The following is a 19,699-nucleotide window of genomic DNA, read 5'->3' on the forward strand; positions in this document are numbered from 1 at the left end:
ATCTTCGTCCCTACCTGGTCATCCATTCCGTCGAGCCTGCGATCGAAACCGGAGGCAAGGGATAGGGTTGGTTGTGCTTCGTCACGTGGTCGCGATAGTCGTATCGCGCGCCGGGGAAACCCAGCATCTTCCACGAAGCCATGTCCTTGTTGCCGCCGTAGATCGGATCGGCGAAAAAGCCTTCCATCACGTTGCTCAGCATGAGATTGAAAAAGGACTTGGCATCCACATTGTTGGCGAGCGTGATCTTGCCGGCTTCGAGATCGCGCAAGGTCGCGTCCTGATCGTCCGGCGAAAGCTCGAAGAAGCGCTTGCCGCCTTTGTTGTCACGCGTCCAGCCGTTGAGTGCGGCAAGTCCCGTGCGGTAGCGCTGTGCCGGCGTGTCGGGCGCCTGGTATCCCTGCGTTGGCAGGCCCGGCATGAACGGCCCTTTCGTATAGAGCCGGCTTGACGTGCCGTAGGAACCCACGAGCTGCCGGTCGAGGTAGACGACGCAGCCCGCTTCCTTGCCGCCGATCGAAAGCTCGTCGGCGGGGATCAGCCGATCGGCCACCGCCTCCATGGTCGAAACCTCTTCCGGCGTGAAGAACAGCCAGCCTCCCGGCTTTACCTGTACCGGCGGATCGGCGGAACGCGCCTCCCACGGCAGGCTGCCGGAAATGCTGCGTGCCAGGACGGGCCCGGAGCTGGCGGCAAGAACGGTGAATGCGACGGAAGAAAGGAATTGGCGCCGCGTTGGGCGCTTGAGACAGTGGGTTTCCATAAGAAGACCTCCCCGGAAGAGAAAAGGCCGGTGACGCGCCGAAACGACGTGCGCCGAGGTGATCGAACCGAACGGTTCAGCAATCAACCTAGGGCGTTCAGGAACGGCGGCAACCCCGGAGAGGGGGGTAAAATCGTCAGAATTCGTCGGAGCCCATAGAGCCGCGATGTCCCAAGCGGACGGAAATGGCCCGCGCCGCCGCAAGCAGCGGCTCGACGAGACCGTTGAGATTCTTGAGCGACAGGCGCTGAACGGGACCGGCAATCGCGACAGAGCCGACCACCTCCGACTGGGCGTCGTAGACCGGCGCTGCGATAGCGCGCATCCCGAGTTCGCTTTCCTCGTCCTCAATGGCGTATCCGAGACGGCGGACATTGGCGAGCAGCTTCAGGAGCTTGTCCGGATCTGTCACCGTTTTCGGCGTGCGCGGAACCATGGGCGCGGCAATGGCAGCGGCGATGCGGCCCTCCGGCTGAAAGGCGAGGATCGCCCGGCCCGCCGCCGTGCAGTAGCCTGGAGCCCGCATGCCGATCTCCGCATTGATGCGCACGGCCTGGCGGGATGTCTGGGTCCGTATATACATCACCTCCGACCCGGCCGGCACCGCCAGCAGTACCGTTTCCTCCGTCTCCTGACGCAAATCGATGAGCACGGTGCGCGCTTCCGTGGACAGATCCATTCGGTGGCGCACCAGCGAGCCAAGGCCGAAAAGCCCAAGCCCCAGCCGATAGCGGCCCGTCTCCTGGTTCTTGTCGAGGAAACCCTCCGCCATCAGCGTGACGACCAGGCGGTGGACGGTGCTCTTGGCGATGCCGAGACGCTTGGCGAGTTCGCTGATGCCGATCTCGGCCTCGTCCCCCGAAAAAGCTTTCAGGATCCGGATCGCCATCGAAACCGAGGAAAGCCGTCCCTTCTGCTGGTCCTCTCCGATGCCCGTGATCTTCATTTCCATCGTCGCTCCCATGACAGCCTGCCGACAGCACACCGACAACACGCCGCGAACAGGGCAATTATAAAGTGCCGTTGACAGCCGAATATCCAAAAGAATATCCTGAAATCGGACCGTCGTTCCATATAGAAGAACACACCAAATTGGACACCCGCAAGACCGTGCCGCTGATCGTCGCATCGGCCCTTATCATGCAGCAGATCGATTCGACCGCGATCGCCACGGCCCTGCCGACGATTGCGGATGCACTCGGCGAACCGCCGCTTGCGCTGCATTCGACGATCACCGTCTACGTGCTTTCGCTGGGCGTCTTCCTGCCCTTGAGCGGCTGGCTTGCCGACCGTTTCGGCGCCCGGCTGGTGTTCTGTTCCGCGATCGCGCTCTTTACCTTCGCCTCGCTGCTCTGCGCCGCCTCGGCCAGCCTCACCATGCTGATCGCCGCCCGCGCCCTTCAGGGCTTCGGCGGCGCCCTGATGCTGCCGACGGCACGGCTGATCCTGGTGCGCTCCGTGCCGCGCGAGGAACTTGTCTCCGCCATGGTGCTGATGAGCATGCCGGCCGTCGTCGGGCCGGCGATCGGGCCGCTGCTCGGCGGTTTCATCACCGGCATCAGTTCGTGGCACTGGATCTTCTGGATCAACCTGCCGGTCGGCATTGTCGCGATCATCCTGACGCTCGCGCTCATCGAGAAGATCCCGCCGGCTGAACGCACCTCTTTCGATTTTCCGGGCTTCATCCTCACCGGCGCCGGCATCGGCGCGGTCATTTTCGGTTTCGATTCCTTCGCCCGTGGCATGAACTCCAGCGCGTTGGCTTTGGCTGCGGTCGGCTGCGCCCTACTCGGCCTCTACATCCGGCATGCGCGCAAAACGCCAAATGCCATTCTCGATCTGAAACTCTTCCGCTACCCCACATTCCGTTCGAGCGTCACGGGCGGTTCGCTGTTCCGGATCAGCATGGGCGCCCTGCCCTTCATGTTGCCGCTGCTGATGCAGGAAGTTTTCCACTATACGCCGCTGCAATCCGGCGCCATCACCTTCGTCTCCACGATCGGCGCCTTCGGCATGCGAACCATGACGAGACGCATCCTGCGTCGTTTCGGCTTCCGCAGCGTCCTGCTGTGGAACGCGCTGATCGCCAGCGCGTCGATGGCGCTTCTGGCCACGTTCACGCCCGGCACGGCGCCTGTCGTCATGATCGTCATCATCCTGTTCGGCGGTTTCTTCCGGGCCTTGCAATTCACGTCGCTCAATACGCTGACATTTGCCGAAACCGAGGACTCGGAGATGAGCCATGCGACCTCGCTGTCGCAGATGGCGCAGCGCATCGCCCAGAGCACCGGCGTCGCGCTGTCGGCCGTGCTGCTGAACTATTTTTCCGGCGGTTCGGAGACGCTGACCAATTTTGCCTTCGCAATGTCCTTCGCCATCATCGCGATCGTCTCAGCTTCTTCCTGCCTTTCTTTCTTCCGGCTGTCGCAGAATGCAGGAGACGTGCTCGCAGGCCGAAAGAAAGAGGTGGTAGAGGCCCAGGAGCCCGAGGCGGCGGAGTGAGAGGAGGCTCGAAGGCTGCTCAAACCGCCGTATTCGGGCTGAACAAGGCGCCACTTGAGGAGCATGCCCGGAGAATTCGGCGGCTGCCCCCCATCTCCCCTTGAAACGAGATAGTTGGCATGCTAACTAATGCAAGAGAAACACTTAGCGCACTAACTTTATGTCCACGATCAAATCAGATCCCATCGCATCCGACTTCCTGGAGGCGCTCACCAAGGTGAGCCGCAAGATCCGCACGGCGTTCAACCAGCAGGTCACCGCGCATGGGCTGACCTATCCGCGCGCCAGGGCGCTGTTCCGCCTCGCCAAGAAACAGAACATGACCCAGAGCGAGCTTGCCTGCGATCTCGAGCTCGAGCAGGCGACCATGGTGCGCCTCCTCGACCGGATGGAGGAGAACGGGCTCATCGAACGACGGCCGGACGCAAATGACCGCCGTGTCAAGCTCATTGTCCTCACCCCTTATGGCGAAGAGCAGGCCGCCATGGTCCGCTCCATCGCCGATCGGATTCGCGAGCAGATTTTCCAGGATATCGATCCCGACGAACTGCACGCCGCCGTGGCTCTTTTGGAGCGCATCTCGGCCAATGTCACCGATTTGGAGGATATCGATGTCCTCGCGTGAGGCAGCAGCAAAACTGAAGGACGAGATGCTTGAACGGCCGGAATCCCGCGAGAATGCGGAGCCGGCCGAAACCATTCGAGCCGCCGAACAGCAGCCGGAGCCGGCATCCGCCGCGCCGGCTCCTTCCCCCGGCTCTACGTCTTCAGCGCCGGCTGCACCGCCTGCCTTCGTGCCCAAGTCGCCGTTGGTGATGTTAGCCTATGTGATGGCTTCTCTGACCGCTGCGGTCATGCAGGGGCTCGGCACCAGCCTGATCTCGCTCAACCTGCAGCAACTCGCCGGCCCGCTGGAAGCGACCCAGACCGAAGCCTCCTGGCTGATGGCGGCCTATCTGTTTCCGAACGTCAGCCTCGGCCTTATCCTCTTCAAGGTCCGCACCCAGTACGGCATCCGGAATTTCTGCGAGATCGCCATCATTCCCTATGTGCTGGTCTGCCTGGCCCATCTGTGGGTCGACGACCTGGGTCTCGATATCCTGCTGCGGTTCTTCGCGGGTGCTGCGGCCGCCCCCATTTCGTCGGTAGCCTTCCTCTACATGCTGGAGATTTTTCCACCGGAGAAGAAGCTCAATATCGGACTGTGCATGGCGCTCATCGGCCTTGCTCTGTCAACGCCGATCGCCGGGCTGATCTCACCCTCGCTCCTTGATGCCAACGACCTCCGCGGCCTTTACCTGCTGGAGCTTGGCCTGGCGCTGATCACCTTCGGCTTCATCTATGTCCTGCCGCTGTCTTCGCCGCCGCGCGCCAAGGTCATTTCCTCGATGGATATCCTGGACTACGCGCTCCTCGCCGTTTCGATGGGATGTCTGGCGATCGTCTTCACCATGGGCCGGCTCTACTGGTGGTTCGAGGCGGACTGGCTCGCCTGGCTGCTGATCGTCGCGATCGTCACGGGCTGCCTGATGGCGATGATCGAGCTCAACCGCAAGAACAATCTGGTGGATTTCCGCTGGATCACCTCGCGCGAGATCGTTCACTTCGCGGGCGTCCTGCTTGTCTTCCGCATCCTTCTCACCGAGCAATCAACCGGGGCCATCAATTTCCTGCGCCAGATCGGCATGCTCAACGAGCAGATGACGGGGCTCTACTGGTGCATCCTGATCGCCAGCGTCGTATCCGGTTTTGCCTGTGCAGCCGTCATGAAGCCCGGCCGCGAAGCCGGCATACACCTCGTGGCCCTCATCCTGCTTGCCATCGGTTCCCTGATGGATAGCTATGCCACCACGCTCACGAGGCCTGAGCAGATGTATGTGAGCCAGTCGATCATCGCCTTCGGCAGCGGTCTCTTTCTGCCGCCCGCCATGGCCGTCGGCTTTTCCGCGGCCATCAAGAAGGGCATGCCTTACATCCTGAGCTTCTTTGCCGTCTTCCTGTTTACGCAAAAGGTCGGCGCCTTCATCGGCAGCGCGCTGTTCGGCACGTTCGTGACAATCCGCGAACAATATCATTCCGCCATTATGGCATCGCGGCTCTTGTCGACGGACCCGCTGGTGGCGGCACGGTTGCAGCAATATGTCGGCGCCTATGCGAAATCGACGCCCGACGGCATCCAGAGAACCGCACAAGGGGCGAGCCTATTCGCCAAGCAGGTGCAGACCCAAGCCTATGTGCTCGCCTACAACGATGCCTTCTTTGCGACTTTCCTGATTGCGGTCGGGGCGATCGCCGTGCTGCTCCTCAATGTTGCCTGGAGCAATCGTCATCGCCTCCTGCCTCGCCCAGTTCCGGCATCGGAGATGCCCTCCACCATTCATTCATAAATTCAAGAACAGACCCTAAGACCATGAGATCCGTATTTCGCTCCATCGCCACCTATGTGGCATTCCTCGTCGGCATCGCCGGCGTGCTCGTCGTGCTGTACGCCTGGAATCTGCCGCCCTTCCACGGCTCGGTGGAAATGACCAACGACGCCTATGTGCGCGGCCAGGTGACGCTTCTCAGTCCACAGCTTGCAGGTTATCTCGTCGAAGTGCCGGTGCAGGATTACCAGAAGGTCAAGACTGGCGATCTGATCGCCAGGATCGATGACCGCATCTACACCCAGAAGCTGGAGCAGGCGAAGGCGGCGCTCGCGACCGCCGAGGCTTCTCTTGCCAATTCCGAGCAGAGCCGCAAATCGGCGGAAGCGAAGATCGCCTCTGCCAAGGCGGCGGTTGAAAGCGCCGAGGCTGCCTTCGAGGCCGCCCGTACTACCTACGAGCGCACCGAAAACCTGCTGGAAAAGAATATTGCCAGTCAGAGCGAGGCCGAGAAGAACCGCGCCGCCTACAATCAGGCTCAGGCCGCCGTGCATCAGGCAGAAGCCGCCGAACTCGTCGCCGAACAGGATTTGAACACGATCGTCGTCGGCCGGCGTTCGCTGGAGGCGAATGTGGAAAGCGCCAAAGCCGCGGTGAAGCTCGCCGAAATCGATCTGGCAAACACCCGCATCACAGCACCGCAGGACGGCACGCTCGGCGAGGTGACCGGCCGCATCGGCCAGTATGTCTCGGTCGGCACGCAGATCGGTTCGGTCGTGCCCGATCATGTCTGGGTGGTCGCCAATTTCAAGGAAACCCAGCTTGCCGACATGCGGCCGGGACAGGAGGTGACCTTCACGGTCGATGCCCTTGGGCATCGGAAATTCACCGGCCGGATCGAACGTTTCGCGCCGGCTACGGGTTCGGAATTCTCGGTCATCAAGGCCGACAACGCCACCGGCAACTTCACCAAGGTGGCCCAACGCATTCCGGTCCGGATCGCCATCGAGCCGCAACAGCCGCTCACCGACAGGCTCGTCCCTGGCATGTCGGTCGTAGCAAGCGTGGACCTCGCGCAAGGCGGTGCGGCTTCAGTCCAGGCGGCGGAGCTCAACTGATCGCTCCCCCGCGATCGAGCCCCGTCTCCATGGCGATCCGACGGAGAACGCCCCGCGCCACTGTTCAGCACAACGGCGCGGGGCGTTTGTCTTCGCCGCATCCGAAATCGATCCGGCGCTGGAGGTGGAGATGGATGCTGCCCTAAAGGAGACCCATCAGGCAGGACGAGTGCCGCCGCCCTTCTTTTCCGCATCGTGCGTATGGTGGCTGTCGCGTTCGCCGCCGCCGCCGGAGACCCGGCTCTTGGAACGCAGGTCGGATTCGGCCGGCGGCTTCTTCACGTCGAGCGGCGCCTTGGCATTCTCGTGGCTTGCACCCGGTCCCCCCTGACGGATGCTCGCCGGGGTCTTTTGCGATGTGGACATGGGATGGCTCCTTATCGGTCCTGCTGATAGCCCTGATGGGTAGTGTTGACCTTGGTATTGCCTTGCTGACCCTGCTTGGCGGGATCGGTGGCCGCCGGCGTCGCGCCGCGTTTTGCATCCGCCGAATGGTTCTGCTCGCCCGTACCCTTGTGGCTCAGGTTGTCTTGGGGCGTAGGGGGAAGTCTGCTGCTCATTTGGGTCTCCTCATCGTCTCGGATTTTCCGAAAACCTAACCGCCGGTGGCTGCCGATGTTCCCCGAAGAAGGAACAGGCTCCGGTCTCGGGCGTTCGGCCCAAGAGACTTGAGGGAGACTCCCAGATGGACCAGTTTCAGGACCAATCCGCCGCCGCGATCCGGCAGCCGCAAGCGCCGCCGGTCGTGCGCAAGTGGTGGCACACGGCGACCGTCTATCAGATCTATCCACGCAGCTTCTGCGATTCGAACGGCGACGGCATCGGCGATATCCCCGGCGTTACCTCGAAACTCGACTACCTGAAATCGCTCGGCATAGACGTGATCTGGCTGTCGCCGATCTACAAGTCGCCGATGGACGACAACGGCTACGACATATCCGACTACCGGGATATCGCGCCGGAATTCGGCACGCTTGCCGATTTTGATCATCTGGTGGCGAAGGCGCGTAAGCATGGGATCGGCATCGTCCTCGACCTCGTCGTCAACCATACGTCCGACGAACACCCCTGGTTCGTCGAATCCCGCAAGGGGCCGGGCAATCCGTTCCGCGATTTCTACATCTGGCGGAAACCGGCAGAGGACGGCGGCCCGCCGAACGGGCTGATGTCCTCCTTCGGTGGCCCGGCCTGGACGCTCGACAGCGAAACCGGCGAATATTACCTGCACATGTTTTCCCGCCGTCAACCCGACCTCAACTGGGAAAACCCTGAGGTTCGCCGGGAAATCTACAGGATGATGAACTGGTGGCTGGAGCGGGACATCGCCGGTTTCCGGATGGATGTCATCGACTATATCGGCAAGCAGGTGGACCAGGAACTGGTCAAGGACGGACCGCGCCTGCATGAATACCTGCAGGAGATGAACCGCGAAACCTTCGGCAGCCGCAATATCCTGACGGTCGGCGAATGCTGGAGCGCCACGCCGGGCTCGGCGCTTCTTTATTCCGGGCGGGACCGCAACGAGCTCTCCATGGTCTTCCAGTTCGAGCATGTTACGCAGCAATGGGACGAGGTGTACGGCAAGTGGCGCCCCAAGCCTTTTGATCTCGTCACGCTGAAGTCCGTGCTCAGCAAATGGCAATATGCGCTCTCGGATGACGGCTGGAACTCGCTCTTCTGGGGTAATCACGACCTGCCGCGCGCCGTGTCGCGATATGGCGACGTCACCGGCTATCACGCTGAATCGGCCAAGATGCTGGCGACCGTGCTGCACCTGATGAAAGGCACCCCCTTCGTCTATCAGGGCGAGGAGATCGGCATGACCAATGTGCCCTTCACCACGATCGAGCAGTATCGCGATATCGAGACGATCAACATGCACCGGCTGCATGTCGAGGCGGGACTGTCGCCGGAAGATTTCATCAGGGGCGCCAACGAGAGCGCCCGCGACAATGCCCGCACGCCCATGCAGTGGAGCGCTGCGCTCCATGGCGGCTTCACGAAGGGCGTGCCCTGGATCGAGGTGAATGCCAATTACGCGACAATCAACGCGGAAGCGGCAATGACGGACGAGAGTTCCATCTGGAACCATTATCGGAAGTTGATCGCTTTCCGCAAAACCCATCCGGTCATCGTCTATGGGCTCTACCAGTCCTGGCTGGATCAGCATCCGGATGTGTTCGTCTATACCCGTACGCTGGATAAGGACCGGCTGGTGGTGATTGCCAATTTCACGCCGCGAGAGGTACCGCTGACTGTTCCATGCGAGCTCGCGGTATCGGGAAAATGCCTGATCTCGAACTATGAGCCGATCGACGCTCTCCCCGGCGAAAATATCGATCTGAAGCCTTACGAGGCGTTTGCGATCCTATCACAGGGCCCCTAAAGGAGGATGGCAAAACGCCGTTTGTCTCCCCTTTCCGTATCTGAGGCGGCACGCTAGTCTTGCCGCCGGAGCACGGGCAGCAGGGACAGCGGTCATGGCGATACCGGAGGTGCAGGGGTTCTATGACGACCGGACCGGCAGCATCCAGTATGTGGTCGCGGATAACGCTACCAAGGCATGCGCCATCATCGATCCGGTTCTGGATTTCGATGAGAAATCCGGCACGGTCGGAACCAACAATGCCGACGCCATCCTCGCCTTCATATCCACGCATGGCCTGACGGCGGAATGGATTCTCGACACTCATCCGCATGCCGATCATTTTTCCGCCGCCCATTACCTGAAGGCTCGCACCGGCGCATCGACAGCCATTGGCGAGCATGTCAGGAGAGTCCAGCAGATCTGGAAGGACATCTACAACTGGCCGGATTTCGCCTGCGACGGCTCGCAATGGGACCGGCTTTTCACCGATGGTGAGGTCTTCGCGGTCGGCACGCTTCAGGTCCAGGTGATCTATTCTCCGGGTCATACGGCCGCCTCTGTCACGTATGTCGTGGGCGACGCCGCCTTCATCCATGATACGCTTTTCATGCCGGACAGCGGCACGGCCCGCGCCGACTTTCCCGGCGCAAGCGCCACCAGTCTTTGGTCATCGATCCAGACGATTCTCGCCTTGCCCGAGAGGACGCGCCTTTTCACCGGCCACGATTATCGGCCGGGCGGACGGGCGGCGCGCTGGGAAAGCACTGTTGCGGAGCAAAGACGAGACAATCCGCACGTTGCCGGCATGGACGAGGCCGGTTTCGTGGCCCTGCGGGAGGCGCGCGACAAAACGCTGCCCATTCCCAAGCTCATGCTGCATGCCTTGCAGGTCAATATCCGCGGCGGCGAGCTTCCGCCGCCGGAAGACAATGGCCGCCGTTACCTCAAAATCCCGATCGGCGCCCTGCCGGGCTCTGTCTGGACATAGCGGATCAGGTCCTTACCCTCAGCAATCTCAGTGCATTGATCGTCACAAGCACGGTGGCGCCCGTGTCGGCAAGAATGGCCGGCCAGAGACCCGTCACTCCGATGATCGTCGTCACCAGGAACACCGCCTTCAAGCCGAGCGCGATGGTGATGTTCTGGTAGATGTTGCGCATCGTCCGTTTCGAGAGCTCGATCATCCCGGCGATGTCTCCGACCCTGCCGTGCAGCACAGCAGCATCCGCCGTTTCCAACGCCACATCCGTGCCGCCGCCCATGGCGATCCCGACGTCCGCCGCCGCGAGCGCCGGAGCGTCATTGATGCCGTCCCCCACCTTGCCGGCCACGAAGCCCTCGCGCTTCAGCTCGCCGACAATGCGGCTCTTGTCCTCCGGCATCAGTTCGGCGCGTACCTCGATGCCGAGTTGCTTTCCGATCGCCGTAGCCGTGCGGGCGTTGTCGCCGGTCAGCATCACGGTCTTCACGCCCGCATCGGCCAATGCCTTGAGACCCGCCTTGGCGTCGGCTCGCGGTTCGTCGCGCATGGCGATAGCCCCGGCAAGTGCGCCGCCGACAATCAGAATAGAGACCGTCTTGCCCTCGTCGTTGAGGCCGGTGATCCGCCGCGAGTGCGCCATCGGCAGGGAGACCCGCTCGGCCGCAGCCTTTGGCGAGCCGAGAAACACGTCCATGCCCTCGATGGTCGCTGTGACACCTTTGCCACCCAGCGCCTTCGCATCTGTCGCCGCTGGGATATCCACCTCTTCATCTGCAGCCTTTGCAAGGATCGCTTGCGCCAATGGGTGGCTGGAGCCGGTCTCAAGTGCTGCGGCATAGCGCAGCACGTCTTCGGCATTGCGACTGAAAGCGAGGATATCCGTCACCTGCGGCTTGCCGGAGGTCAGCGTGCCTGTCTTATCGAATGCCACGACCGTCAACCTGCCGAGGGTTTCCAGCACAGCGCCTCCCTTCATCAAAAGGCCACGCCGGGCGCCCGACGAAAGGGAGGCGGCGATCGCCGCAGGCGTCGAGATGACCAGCGCGCAGGGGCAGCCGATCAAGAGGATCGCGAGACCCTTGTAGATCCATTCGTTCCAATTCGCGCCGGCGATGAGGGGCGGCAGGATGGCGACAAGCGACGCGACGACCACGACGCCCGGCGTGTAATAGCGTGAGAAACGGTCGATGAAGCGTTCAGTCGGCGCCTTCTTCTCCTGCGCCTCCTCGACAAGCCGCACGACGCGGGCGATCGTGTTGTCTTCGGCGGCGGCCGTGACCCGCACGCGAAGCGCCGCATCGCCGTTGATCGTGCCGGCAAACACCGTGTCCTCCACCCCCTTGACAACAGGCGTGCTTTCGCCCGTTACCGGCGCTTCGTCCACCGTGCTTTCGCCGGCGACGATGACGCCGTCGGCTGAAATCCGGTCGCCGGGCCTGACAAGGATGATCGAGCCGACGCGAAGACTTGCAGCCGGCACCTCGTCGGTCCGGCCGTTCACTTCCAGGAGCGCGTTCTTCGGCACCAGCGCCGTCAGGCCCCGGATGCTCTGACGCGCCCGCCCGGCCGCCACACCTTCCAACAGCTCGCCGACAAGGAAGAGGAAGACGACGGCCGCAGCCTCCTCCGACGCGTTGATGATCACCGCTCCGACCGCGGCGATCGTCATCAGCATCTCGATCGAGAACGGCGTCCCGGCGAGCGCTGCCATGATCGCCCGGCGGGCAATCGGAATGAGGCCGATCAGCATCGCAGCCGTGAAGATATAGGTATCATAAGCCGGGATCAGATGGCCGATCCCATAGGCAACAGCCAGCGCCAAACCGACGAGAATAGTCAGACGCCCCTTGGCGTTCTTCCACCACGGCCCTTCCATCGGCCCGTGATCGTGGCCGTGCAGGCCTTCTCCTTTTTCGGGGTGGGCGGAATGATCATCCCCATGATCGTGCCCGCCGTCGTGGTCATGAGGATGACGGTCGTGCATGTGGCCGGCGTCGCCCGCAGGCGCCTTCTTCCCCAGCGCCCTCAGCGAATATCCCAGCCCAACAACTTTCTTCTCGATCGCACCGAGATCGCTGGTGCCGTCATGGCTGACCGTCATCGTGCTGGACGCTACAGACACCGAGACGTCCTCGACGCCCGGCATGCGGCGCACTGCCGTATCGATCTTCGTCGCGCAGCTCGCGCAATCCATGCCGCCAACCTTGTACCGAGCCTGATTTGTCGCTGTCATCGTCTCTTCCTTCCGGGTCGAGACATTTCCCTACAACCTCTAGCCGCTCTAGCTTCAAGAGCTTTTTTCAAAAATTTGCTGGCGGCAGCGATGACCTTTGCTGTAAGCCTAGTCTCAGACAGGGGCGTCCGACGAAAGCCGGGCTGAGAAGCACCCTTTGAACCTGAACCAGATCATGCTGGCGGAGGGAGTCGTCCGGGCCTTCGAACAGATACGCCCCTGCGTCTGCCCCGCCGAACGAGGCGAAAATGCAGACGATAGAGACTTCCGGCCAATTGCTGACGGCGATGCGTGCGAAAAACCCGCTCGTGCAGAACATCACCAATTTCGTGGCGATGAACATCGCGGCGAACGTGATGCTGGCGGCCGGCGCCTCCCCCGCCATGGTGCATACGAGGGAGGAAGCCGGAGAATTTACCCGCATCGCCGCGGCACTCACCATCAATATCGGCACGCTCTCGCCGGATTTTCTGGCCGGCATGAAGGAGGCCGCGAAGGCCGCGACCGAGGCCCGCAGGCCCTGGGTGCTCGATCCGGTCGCGCATTTCGCCACCGGTTATCGGCGCGCCGCCGCCGCCGAGCTCCTCGAATTGAGGCCTACCATCATCCGCGGCAACGCCTCCGAAATCATCGCGCTCGCCGGCAGCCGGTCGAGCGGCCATGGCGTGGACAGCGGCGACCCGACCTATGCGGCGGAAGGTGCGGCGGTCGCCCTTGCTCAGCAGAACGGCACGATCGTCGCCGTCACCGGCGAAGTGGATTTCGTCACCGATGGCCACCGTTCGGCGCGCATCATGGGCGGTTCGGCCCTGATGCCGCGCGTCACCGCGCTCGGCTGCTCGCTGACCTGCCTCACGGGCGCCTTCGCCGCGACTGCCCCGGACAGACCCTTCGAGGCGACGGTCGCGGCGCTCGCGATGTTCGCTGTCGCTGGCGAGGAAGCCGCCCTAGCGGCCGCCGGCCCCGGCTCCTTCTCCCCTCTCTTCCTCGACCATCTCGCGGCGCTGACCGGCGAGACGCTCGACGCCAAGGCAAGGATCACCGCTGCATGAAGACCTTCGACCTTTCCGTCTATCTCGTCCTCGATCCCGATCTCTGCAGTGGGATCGGCATGGTGGAAACCGCCAGGCTCGCCGTCGAAGGCGGCGCCACGATCGTGCAGCTCCGCGACAAGCATGCCGACATAGCGCAGATGATCGAGACAGGCCGCGCCTTGAAGGCGGCGCTCCGCGGCACCGGCGTGCCGCTGATCGTCAACGACGATGTGGACGCTGCAATCGCCATCGAGGCCGACGGCGTGCATGTCGGCCAGAGCGACATGGTCGCGGTGATGGCACGACAACGCATCGGCCGCGACATGATCCTCGGCCTCTCCGTCGAAACGGAAGAGCTGGCGCGGCGGGTGGACCCGTCGGTGATCGATTATGTCGGTATCGGTCCGGTCTTTGCCACCGCCACCAAGCCGGACCACAAGCAGCCGATCGGTTTCGATGGCCTCGCCCGTATTGTCTCGGCAGCACCCGTGCCGGCTGTGGCGATCGGTGGCATCAAGGCGGAACATGCCGGCCCGGCGCTGACCGCCGGCGCCAAGGGCATCGCCGTCGTTTCCGCCATTTGCGGTCAGCCCGATCCCAAGGCGGCCGCGCGCAGAATAGCCGGCGAAATCGAAAAGGCCCGCGCATGATCAGGAATGTTCTCTCCATTGCCGGCTCGGATCCCTCCGGCGGCGCCGGCATCCAGGCCGACCTGAAAACCTTCTCCGCCCGCGGTACCTATGGCATGGCGGTGCTGACGGCCCTGACTGCCCAGAACACCCAGGGTGTCACCGGTGTGCATGCCGTGCCGGCAGCCTTCGTCGCCGAACAGATACGCGCGATCTTTGCCGATGTCCGCGTCGATGCGGTGAAGATCGGCATGATCGCCAACGCCGAGATCGCCGAAACGATCGCCGAGGTGCTGCGTCCCTACCACGATACTTTGCCGATCGTGCTCGACCCGGTGATGATCGCCAAGGGCGGCTCCCCGCTGCTTGCCTCCGAGGCCGTGGATGCGGTCGCCCATCGCCTGATGCCGATCGCAGCCGTGGTCACTCCCAACCTGCCCGAAGCCGCAGCTTTGCTGAACGTGCCGGCCGCGACGAGCCGCGAAGCCATGGCCATCCAGGCGGAGCGTCTGCGCAAGCTCGGCTCCAAGGCGGTGCTGGTGAAGGGCGGCCATCTGGAAAGCGAGGACAGCCCGGACGTGCTGGCCGAATCGACCGGGCTCCACTGGTTCGAGGGCAGGCGCACGGCCACCAAGAACACCCATGGCACGGGCTGCACACTCTCCAGCGCCATTGCCGCCGAACTCGCCAAGGGGGCAGCGCCGGCCGAGGCTGTCGCAATAGCCAAGGCCTATCTTGCCGGCGCCATCGCAGCCGCAGAGATGCTTAACGTCGGTACTGGCCATGGCCCCGTGCAGCATTTTCATGAATGGTGGTGAACGAACCTACTCACCATCTATCCTGAATATGTTGCTACGACTTCCGTGCCGCGATCTTCTCGAAAGCCGCTGCGATATCCTCGTTTCCATAGGGTTTCTTGAGCAGCACGGCTCCTTCGACTGCCGCCTCTTCGGGAATGCGGTCGCTGCCCGTCGCGAAGACGACGCCGACCTCGGGAGAAAGCTTTCGCGCTTCCTGCGCGAACTGTCCGCCGGAAATCCCCGGCAGCCCGAGGTCCGTCACCACCACGTCGAAACGCTGCTCCTGCAGCATGGCAAGCGCCTCTTCGGCCGTCGAGGCTTCCAGAACCTGATGTCCGAGCTCGGTCAAGAGATCGGCGGTGCTCATGCGGATGAGGAAATCGTCCTCGACGAGAAGCACCGAACAGCGCGGCGTCGACGGCCGCTCATCCATGGCCGGCATGGACTTGGCCGCCAGCGTTGCTCTCATCCGGTTGCGGTGCTGCTGGTTGCTCAGCACATGGCGGATTTTCCGCGCCAGCGCCTCGCGCGTGTAGGGCTTGGAGAGAAGGTCGACGCCGGGATCGAGCCGCCCCCCGTGCACGATCGAATTTTCCGTATAGCCTGAGGTGAAGAGCACGGCGATGTCCGGCAACCGCTCGCGCGCGTGGCGGGCAAGTTCGGTGCTTTTCAATGGCCCCGGCATCACCACGTCGGTGAAGAGCATGTCGATCGGCACGCCGCTTTCGATGACGCTCAGGGCGCCTGCGGCATCCTTGGCCTTCAATACGCCGTAACCGAGGTCGCCCAGCATCTCCACCACGGTGGCGCGCACCTGTTCGTCGTCCTCCGCCACCAGGATGGTCTCGGTGCCGCCGGTCACGAGGTCGAAATCGGCGTCCGTCACCAAATCCTCGCTGCGCTGAACGCGCGGGAAATAGATCTTGACCGTCGTGCCCTGCCCCAGTTCGCTATAGACCTTGATATGGCCGCCGGACTGCCTGACAAAGCCGTAGACCATGGAAAGGCCAAGACCTGTACCCTTGCCGACGGGCTTCGTCGAGAAGAACGGCTCGAAGGCCTGCTCCATCACCTCCGGCGACATGCCGGTACCCGTGTCGGTCACGGCGAGCATCACATACTGTCCTGCCGGCACGTCCGCGTGTTGGCGCACATAGTTGTCGTCCAGAAAGGCGTTACCCGCTTCGATCGTCAGCTTGCCGCCACCGTCCATCGCATCGCGGGCATTGATCGCCAGGTTGAGAAGCGCGTTTTCGATCTGCGTCGGATCGACCAGCACGTTCCACAAACCTCCGGAGCGGATCGTCTCGATCTCGATGTCCTCGCCGAGCGTGCGCCGCAGAAGCTCCTCCATGCCGGTCAGAAAACGGCCGATATTGATGACCTTCGGCTCGAGCGGCTGGCGGCGGCCAAAGGCCAGCAACTGACTCGCGAGCTTCGAGCCGCGCTGCACCCCGGCAAGCGCATTCTCGATCCGGCGACCGGCACGCTGATCGTCGCCGACATCCTTCACGAGAAGCTGGAGGTTGCCGGAGATGACCTGCAGCAGGTTGTTGAAATCATGCGCCACGCCGCCGGTGAGCTGTCCGAGTGCCTCCATCTTCTGCGAGTGCCGCAGCGCCTCTTCCGCCTTCATGCGCTTCGAGATTTCTGACGCAACGCGCTGCTCGAGACCTGTATTCAGCGCCTGCAGCGCCTCTTCTGCCCGACCGCGCTCGGCGATTTCCCTCTCCGCCTCCCGAAAGAGCCGTGCGTTGTCGATCGCAATCGCCACCTGGCCGGCGGCGCCCACCACCAGTCGCTCATGCTCCTCGCGGAACTGGCCGGGCTGGGCATGGCCGAAGAACAGGCCTCCGATCACCTCGCCTGACCTGGAGATCACCGGCACCGCGAGATAGCTGCGCACCGGCAGATGGCCCTTGGGCATACCGTAGTAAGGATCGTTCCCGCCGTAGCGCGGATCCTTCAGGATATCGTCCGAGCGGATGACGCCCTCGCCCTTGAAGGTCGGCGCGAAGACCGCCGTATTGCGCGGCATGGGGAAATTCTCGAAGGCGGAACGCGGCCGCCCGGAGAGCGAATAGAGCATGTAGCTCTCGCCATGCTCGTCCTTGACATTGTAGAAGAAGGCTCCGAACTGGGCGCCCGTCAGCTCCACGCCCGCATCGGTGGTCATCTGTACCACCTTTTCGAGGTCGAGTTCGGCGGAGAGATCGGCACCGAGCCTGTTCAGCACTTCGAGAAGCCGCGTCTCCTTTCGCAGCGCGGTCTCCGCCCGCTTCTGGTCGGTGACGTCATTGCCCTGGATGAAGATGCCGGTGGTCCGGCGATCCTCGTCGAGCACCGGTTGGAAGACGAAATCCACGAACCGCTCCTCCGGCGGCAGGCCCGGCCGGCGCGCCAGCATCACGGACCTTGCCTGACCGACATGAGGAAGGCCGCTTTTTCGCACTTCGTCGAGCAAATCGGGAAATCCCTGATCCACCACTTCCGGCAATGCCTCGCGAATCGGCTTGCTGAGGATTTCACGGCTTCCGACCAGCCGCATATAGGCGGCATTGGCCATTTCGAACACGTGATCCGGCCCGGACACCATGGCCATGAAGCCCGGCGCCTGCTCGAACATCTGCTTGAGCTGCTTCCGCTCCCCGCGCAGCCCGTGCTGTAGCCTCACCTTGGCGGTCGTCTCGACCACCACCGCCATGACGCCGAAGGGCTTACCGTCTTCGTTATAGATCGGCGAATAATCGAGATTCATCCAGACCTGCTCGGGCACGCCGGAGCGATGCAGCGTCAGTTCCTGATCCTTATAGGCGAGCGCTCCGCCGGCCAGACCGACCTTCATGACGTTGTCGTTGAAATCGGCGACCTCCGGCCAGCCTTCGCGCACCTTCGAGCCGAGCAAGGCCGGATGTCGGCCGCCCGCAAAGACAGAATAGGCGTCGTTGTAGATCATCACGCCGTCGTCGTTCCACAGCGTCACGATCGGTACGGGAGATTGGAGAATGAGGCCGATGACGATCTTGAGGCTTTGCGGCCAATTGCCGATCGGGCCCAGCGATGTGCGCTTCCAGTCGAAGGCCGCGACAAGACGCGCCATTTCGCCGTCATGGGAAAGAAAGGCCGTCTCGGCGGTCGCATAGTTCATCATTGGGCTTTCGGCGACATAAGCTCATAATCTGCCGTCCTATATGCGAGCAATCACCGGGACAGCCTTTTTTGACCATCCTCAGTTAGGGCGCCGCCACAAAAAAGCCACGGGTCCTGCCCTCGATTTTTCCCTCGGTCGGACGGTTTTTCTTGTGCCGCCTTCAGAGCCATGACGCCGGGGTCTTCGGGAGGCGGCCATCCGGATCGGTGACGGTGAGCTTTGACTCCCCCTCTCCATTCCAGCGCCAGAGCGCGACGCAGGTGCCGCCCGGCGACATGAAGGAGGGATAGATGACGCCATCGAAACCCTGATCGAGCAGTCTCTCCCGCAATGCATGGGTCGCTGGCGCTCTTCCGACGTCGAGGTCGGCCCGCCATTCGCAGCGGTGGATGCTCTCGTCCGTGCCGAGATCGGCAAGCACGTTCGCGTCTGTCAGGTCGGCCAGGCAGGCGCCTTCGAGCCGAAGCTCGGCGATCAGGGCCGGATGCTGCACGAAGCCTTGATTATATTCCGCCCAGGCGGTGGAGAGCTCTCGTGCGGCATAGATGGCCGGTGCCCCGATCGGGTTCCAGCGCCCGCCGAAACGTGCCGCGCCGTCGCCGGAAAGCGGGATATGCGCCCAGCGTGGCACATAGGCCCGCCAGAGGATCAGCGTTTCGCTGGATTCAGGCATAGACGCCGGAACGCACCGCCTCAAGATAGGCGAGCACTTTGCCCGCCTTGCCTTCGCCGACGAGATCGTAAGCCGTCTTGCCGGCCCAACCGGGGATCGGCTGGTGCTTGAACCAGATAGCCGCGCGGTTTTCGTCGCCGGCCATCTCGCTTGCCATGGAGAGGATGCGCACGACCGGACTCAGCGCCGCATCCACTTTGCGGGCGCCGCTCTTGGCGGTCAGCGTGTTGCGGGCGACGCCGATCAGCTTCGCGAGTTCCGCTTGCGTGATCCCCAGAAGGTCGCAAACCCGTCGCGCGGACAGGAAGGAAGATTGCGGCTCACCGAAGAATGACGCGCCCATTTCGAAAGCATGTGCAGCCATTGGACCTATCCTGATCTCACTTTAATCAATACATGTCCAATATGAGCGCAACCATGGCGTATTTCAAGCTCAGTCGTCGCCCTCTTCAAGTTCCGGCTCAACAAAATCGTCCGGCGGCAAGTTGCGGCTGAGCAATCCGGCATCCTCCAGCATTTCGGAATCCGGCAGGTCGCGGAGCGTGTCGAAACCGAAAGCCGAGAGGAAGGCCGGCGTCGTGACATAGGTATAGGGCGCGCCTGGCGTCGGGCTGCGTGGACCGGAGGCCAGAAAACCGAGCTGTCTTAATGTTGCGATCGTATCGCGACTTACTTCACGGCCGAAGATCTTGGAAAGTTCGGCGCGCGTCACCGGCTGGAAATAACCGACAGTCATCAGCACCAGCGCCTGATGCTGCGTGAGGTCGGAGGGCGGAGCATTGGCGGCGCCCGAGGCATGGATCACATCGGCAAAGTCCGGCCGCGTCCGATGCTGCCAGCCGCCGGCGACCGAAACGAGCTCATAGGGCCGGTCACGCAACACCTCGCGGATATCCTCGATGATCTTTTCGATATCGCAATCCGGACCGACGACGCGTTCCAACACTTTGCGGGACACCGGTTCGGCGGAGGCGAAGAGCACCGCTTCCACCCGCGCCGTCCATTCGCGACGGCGTTCCTTGGGAGAAAGATGCGCAAGCTCCCTGTCGATCGTATTCGGCCTCGCCCGCTTCGCCATGG

The 19,699-nt window shown here is 62.7% G+C and carries 18 protein-coding genes and 1 riboswitch; of the genes, 9 read left to right on the top strand and 9 right to left on the bottom strand.

Annotated elements, in window-relative coordinates:
* Window positions 1-10: 10 nt before the first annotated feature.
* A complete protein-coding gene (locus ACMGE0_RS17065) occupies window positions 11-763 on the bottom strand; it encodes a gluconate 2-dehydrogenase subunit 3 family protein (RefSeq protein WP_436817068.1) in 753 nt (250 codons plus the stop codon).
* 136 nt (window positions 764-899) lie between these two features.
* A complete protein-coding gene (locus ACMGE0_RS17070) occupies window positions 900-1,715 on the bottom strand; it encodes an IclR family transcriptional regulator (RefSeq protein WP_436817069.1) in 816 nt (271 codons plus the stop codon).
* A 140-nt stretch (window positions 1,716-1,855) separates the two neighbouring features.
* On the opposite strand from ACMGE0_RS17070, the gene ACMGE0_RS17075 reads away from it, so the two are divergent.
* From ACMGE0_RS17075 to ACMGE0_RS17090, 4 genes are all read left to right on the top strand, one after another.
* Window positions 1,856-3,265, top strand: a complete 1,410-nt coding sequence (locus tag ACMGE0_RS17075; protein ID WP_436817070.1) for a DHA2 family efflux MFS transporter permease subunit — start codon at window positions 1,856-1,858, stop codon at window positions 3,263-3,265.
* 160 nt (window positions 3,266-3,425) lie between these two features.
* A complete protein-coding gene (locus ACMGE0_RS17080) occupies window positions 3,426-3,890 on the top strand; it encodes a MarR family winged helix-turn-helix transcriptional regulator (RefSeq protein ID WP_436817071.1) in 465 nt (154 codons plus the stop codon).
* Between the two features lie 190 nt (window positions 3,891-4,080).
* The gene (locus ACMGE0_RS17085; protein ID WP_436817208.1) at window positions 4,081-5,652 is read left to right on the top strand and encodes an efflux MFS transporter permease; all 1,572 of its coding nucleotides are present in this window, start codon (window positions 4,081-4,083) and stop codon (window positions 5,650-5,652) included.
* A gap of 23 nt (window positions 5,653-5,675) precedes the next feature.
* The gene (locus tag ACMGE0_RS17090; RefSeq protein ID WP_436817072.1) at window positions 5,676-6,749 is read left to right on the top strand and encodes an HlyD family secretion protein; all 1,074 of its coding nucleotides are present in this window, start codon (window positions 5,676-5,678) and stop codon (window positions 6,747-6,749) included.
* A 156-nt stretch (window positions 6,750-6,905) separates the two neighbouring features.
* Here ACMGE0_RS17090 and ACMGE0_RS17095 read toward each other — a convergent pair whose 3' ends face one another.
* The gene (locus tag ACMGE0_RS17095) at window positions 6,906-7,115 is read right to left on the bottom strand and encodes a hypothetical protein (protein ID WP_436817073.1); all 210 of its coding nucleotides are present in this window, start codon (window positions 7,113-7,115) and stop codon (window positions 6,906-6,908) included.
* Window positions 7,116-7,126: 11 nt separating this feature from the next.
* Window positions 7,127-7,309 carry a hypothetical protein gene (locus ACMGE0_RS17100; RefSeq protein ID WP_436817074.1) on the bottom strand — a complete coding sequence of 61 codons (183 nt, stop codon included), beginning with the start codon at window positions 7,307-7,309 and terminating at the stop codon, window positions 7,127-7,129.
* A 125-nt stretch (window positions 7,310-7,434) separates the two neighbouring features.
* On the opposite strand from ACMGE0_RS17100, the gene ACMGE0_RS17105 reads away from it, so the two are divergent.
* Window positions 7,435-9,135, top strand: coding sequence for a glycoside hydrolase family 13 protein (locus ACMGE0_RS17105; protein ID WP_436817075.1), 1,701 nt, complete (start codon window positions 7,435-7,437; stop codon window positions 9,133-9,135).
* A 94-nt stretch (window positions 9,136-9,229) separates the two neighbouring features.
* Window positions 9,230-10,105: an MBL fold metallo-hydrolase gene (locus tag ACMGE0_RS17110; RefSeq protein WP_436817076.1), complete on the top strand. Its 876-nt coding sequence runs from the start codon at window positions 9,230-9,232 to the stop codon at window positions 10,103-10,105.
* A 4-nt stretch (window positions 10,106-10,109) separates the two neighbouring features.
* Here ACMGE0_RS17110 and ACMGE0_RS17115 read toward each other — a convergent pair whose 3' ends face one another.
* Window positions 10,110-12,332: a heavy metal translocating P-type ATPase gene (locus ACMGE0_RS17115; protein ID WP_436817077.1), complete on the bottom strand. Its 2,223-nt coding sequence runs from the start codon at window positions 12,330-12,332 to the stop codon at window positions 10,110-10,112.
* A 110-nt stretch (window positions 12,333-12,442) separates the two neighbouring features.
* Window positions 12,443-12,539: riboswitch (TPP riboswitch) on the top strand.
* Window positions 12,540-12,580: 41 nt separating this feature from the next.
* Here ACMGE0_RS17115 and thiM point away from each other — a divergent pair.
* Genes thiM through thiD form a run of 3 tightly spaced genes read left to right on the top strand, consistent with a single transcriptional unit; the run spans window position 12,581 to window position 14,813 of the window.
* Window positions 12,581-13,384, top strand: coding sequence for a hydroxyethylthiazole kinase (thiM, locus tag ACMGE0_RS17120; RefSeq protein WP_436817078.1), 804 nt, complete (start codon window positions 12,581-12,583; stop codon window positions 13,382-13,384).
* On the top strand, window positions 13,381-14,016 hold the full coding sequence (thiE, locus tag ACMGE0_RS17125) for a thiamine phosphate synthase (RefSeq protein ID WP_436817079.1): 636 nt from the start codon (window positions 13,381-13,383) through the stop codon (window positions 14,014-14,016). The genes thiM and thiE overlap by 4 nt, the downstream gene beginning before the upstream one ends.
* Window positions 14,013-14,813 carry a bifunctional hydroxymethylpyrimidine kinase/phosphomethylpyrimidine kinase gene (gene thiD / locus ACMGE0_RS17130; RefSeq protein ID WP_436817080.1) on the top strand — a complete coding sequence of 267 codons (801 nt, stop codon included), beginning with the start codon at window positions 14,013-14,015 and terminating at the stop codon, window positions 14,811-14,813. Before thiE ends, thiD begins: the two co-directional genes overlap by 4 nt.
* A gap of 34 nt (window positions 14,814-14,847) precedes the next feature.
* Here the strand turns inward: thiD and ACMGE0_RS17135 are convergent, their stop codons facing one another.
* The 4 genes from ACMGE0_RS17135 to scpB all read right to left on the bottom strand — a co-directional run bounded on the left by ACMGE0_RS17135 (window position 14,848) and on the right by scpB (window position 19,697).
* On the bottom strand, window positions 14,848-17,946 hold the full coding sequence (locus ACMGE0_RS17135) for a response regulator (protein WP_436817081.1): 3,099 nt from the start codon (window positions 17,944-17,946) through the stop codon (window positions 14,848-14,850).
* 160 nt (window positions 17,947-18,106) lie between these two features.
* The gene (locus tag ACMGE0_RS17140; protein WP_436817082.1) at window positions 18,107-18,619 is read right to left on the bottom strand and encodes an RES family NAD+ phosphorylase; all 513 of its coding nucleotides are present in this window, start codon (window positions 18,617-18,619) and stop codon (window positions 18,107-18,109) included.
* A complete protein-coding gene (locus tag ACMGE0_RS17145; protein ID WP_436817083.1) occupies window positions 18,612-18,983 on the bottom strand; it encodes an antitoxin Xre/MbcA/ParS toxin-binding domain-containing protein in 372 nt (123 codons plus the stop codon). The genes ACMGE0_RS17140 and ACMGE0_RS17145 overlap by 8 nt, the downstream gene beginning before the upstream one ends.
* 69 nt (window positions 18,984-19,052) lie before the next feature.
* Entirely contained in the window at window positions 19,053-19,697 is a 645-nt protein-coding gene (scpB, locus tag ACMGE0_RS17150; protein ID WP_436817084.1) for an SMC-Scp complex subunit ScpB, read from the bottom strand.
* Between the last annotated feature and the right edge of the window lie 2 nt (window positions 19,698-19,699).

Source organism: Neorhizobium descurainiae (assembly GCF_051400715.1).
Taxonomy (GTDB): domain Bacteria; phylum Pseudomonadota; class Alphaproteobacteria; order Rhizobiales; family Rhizobiaceae; genus Neorhizobium.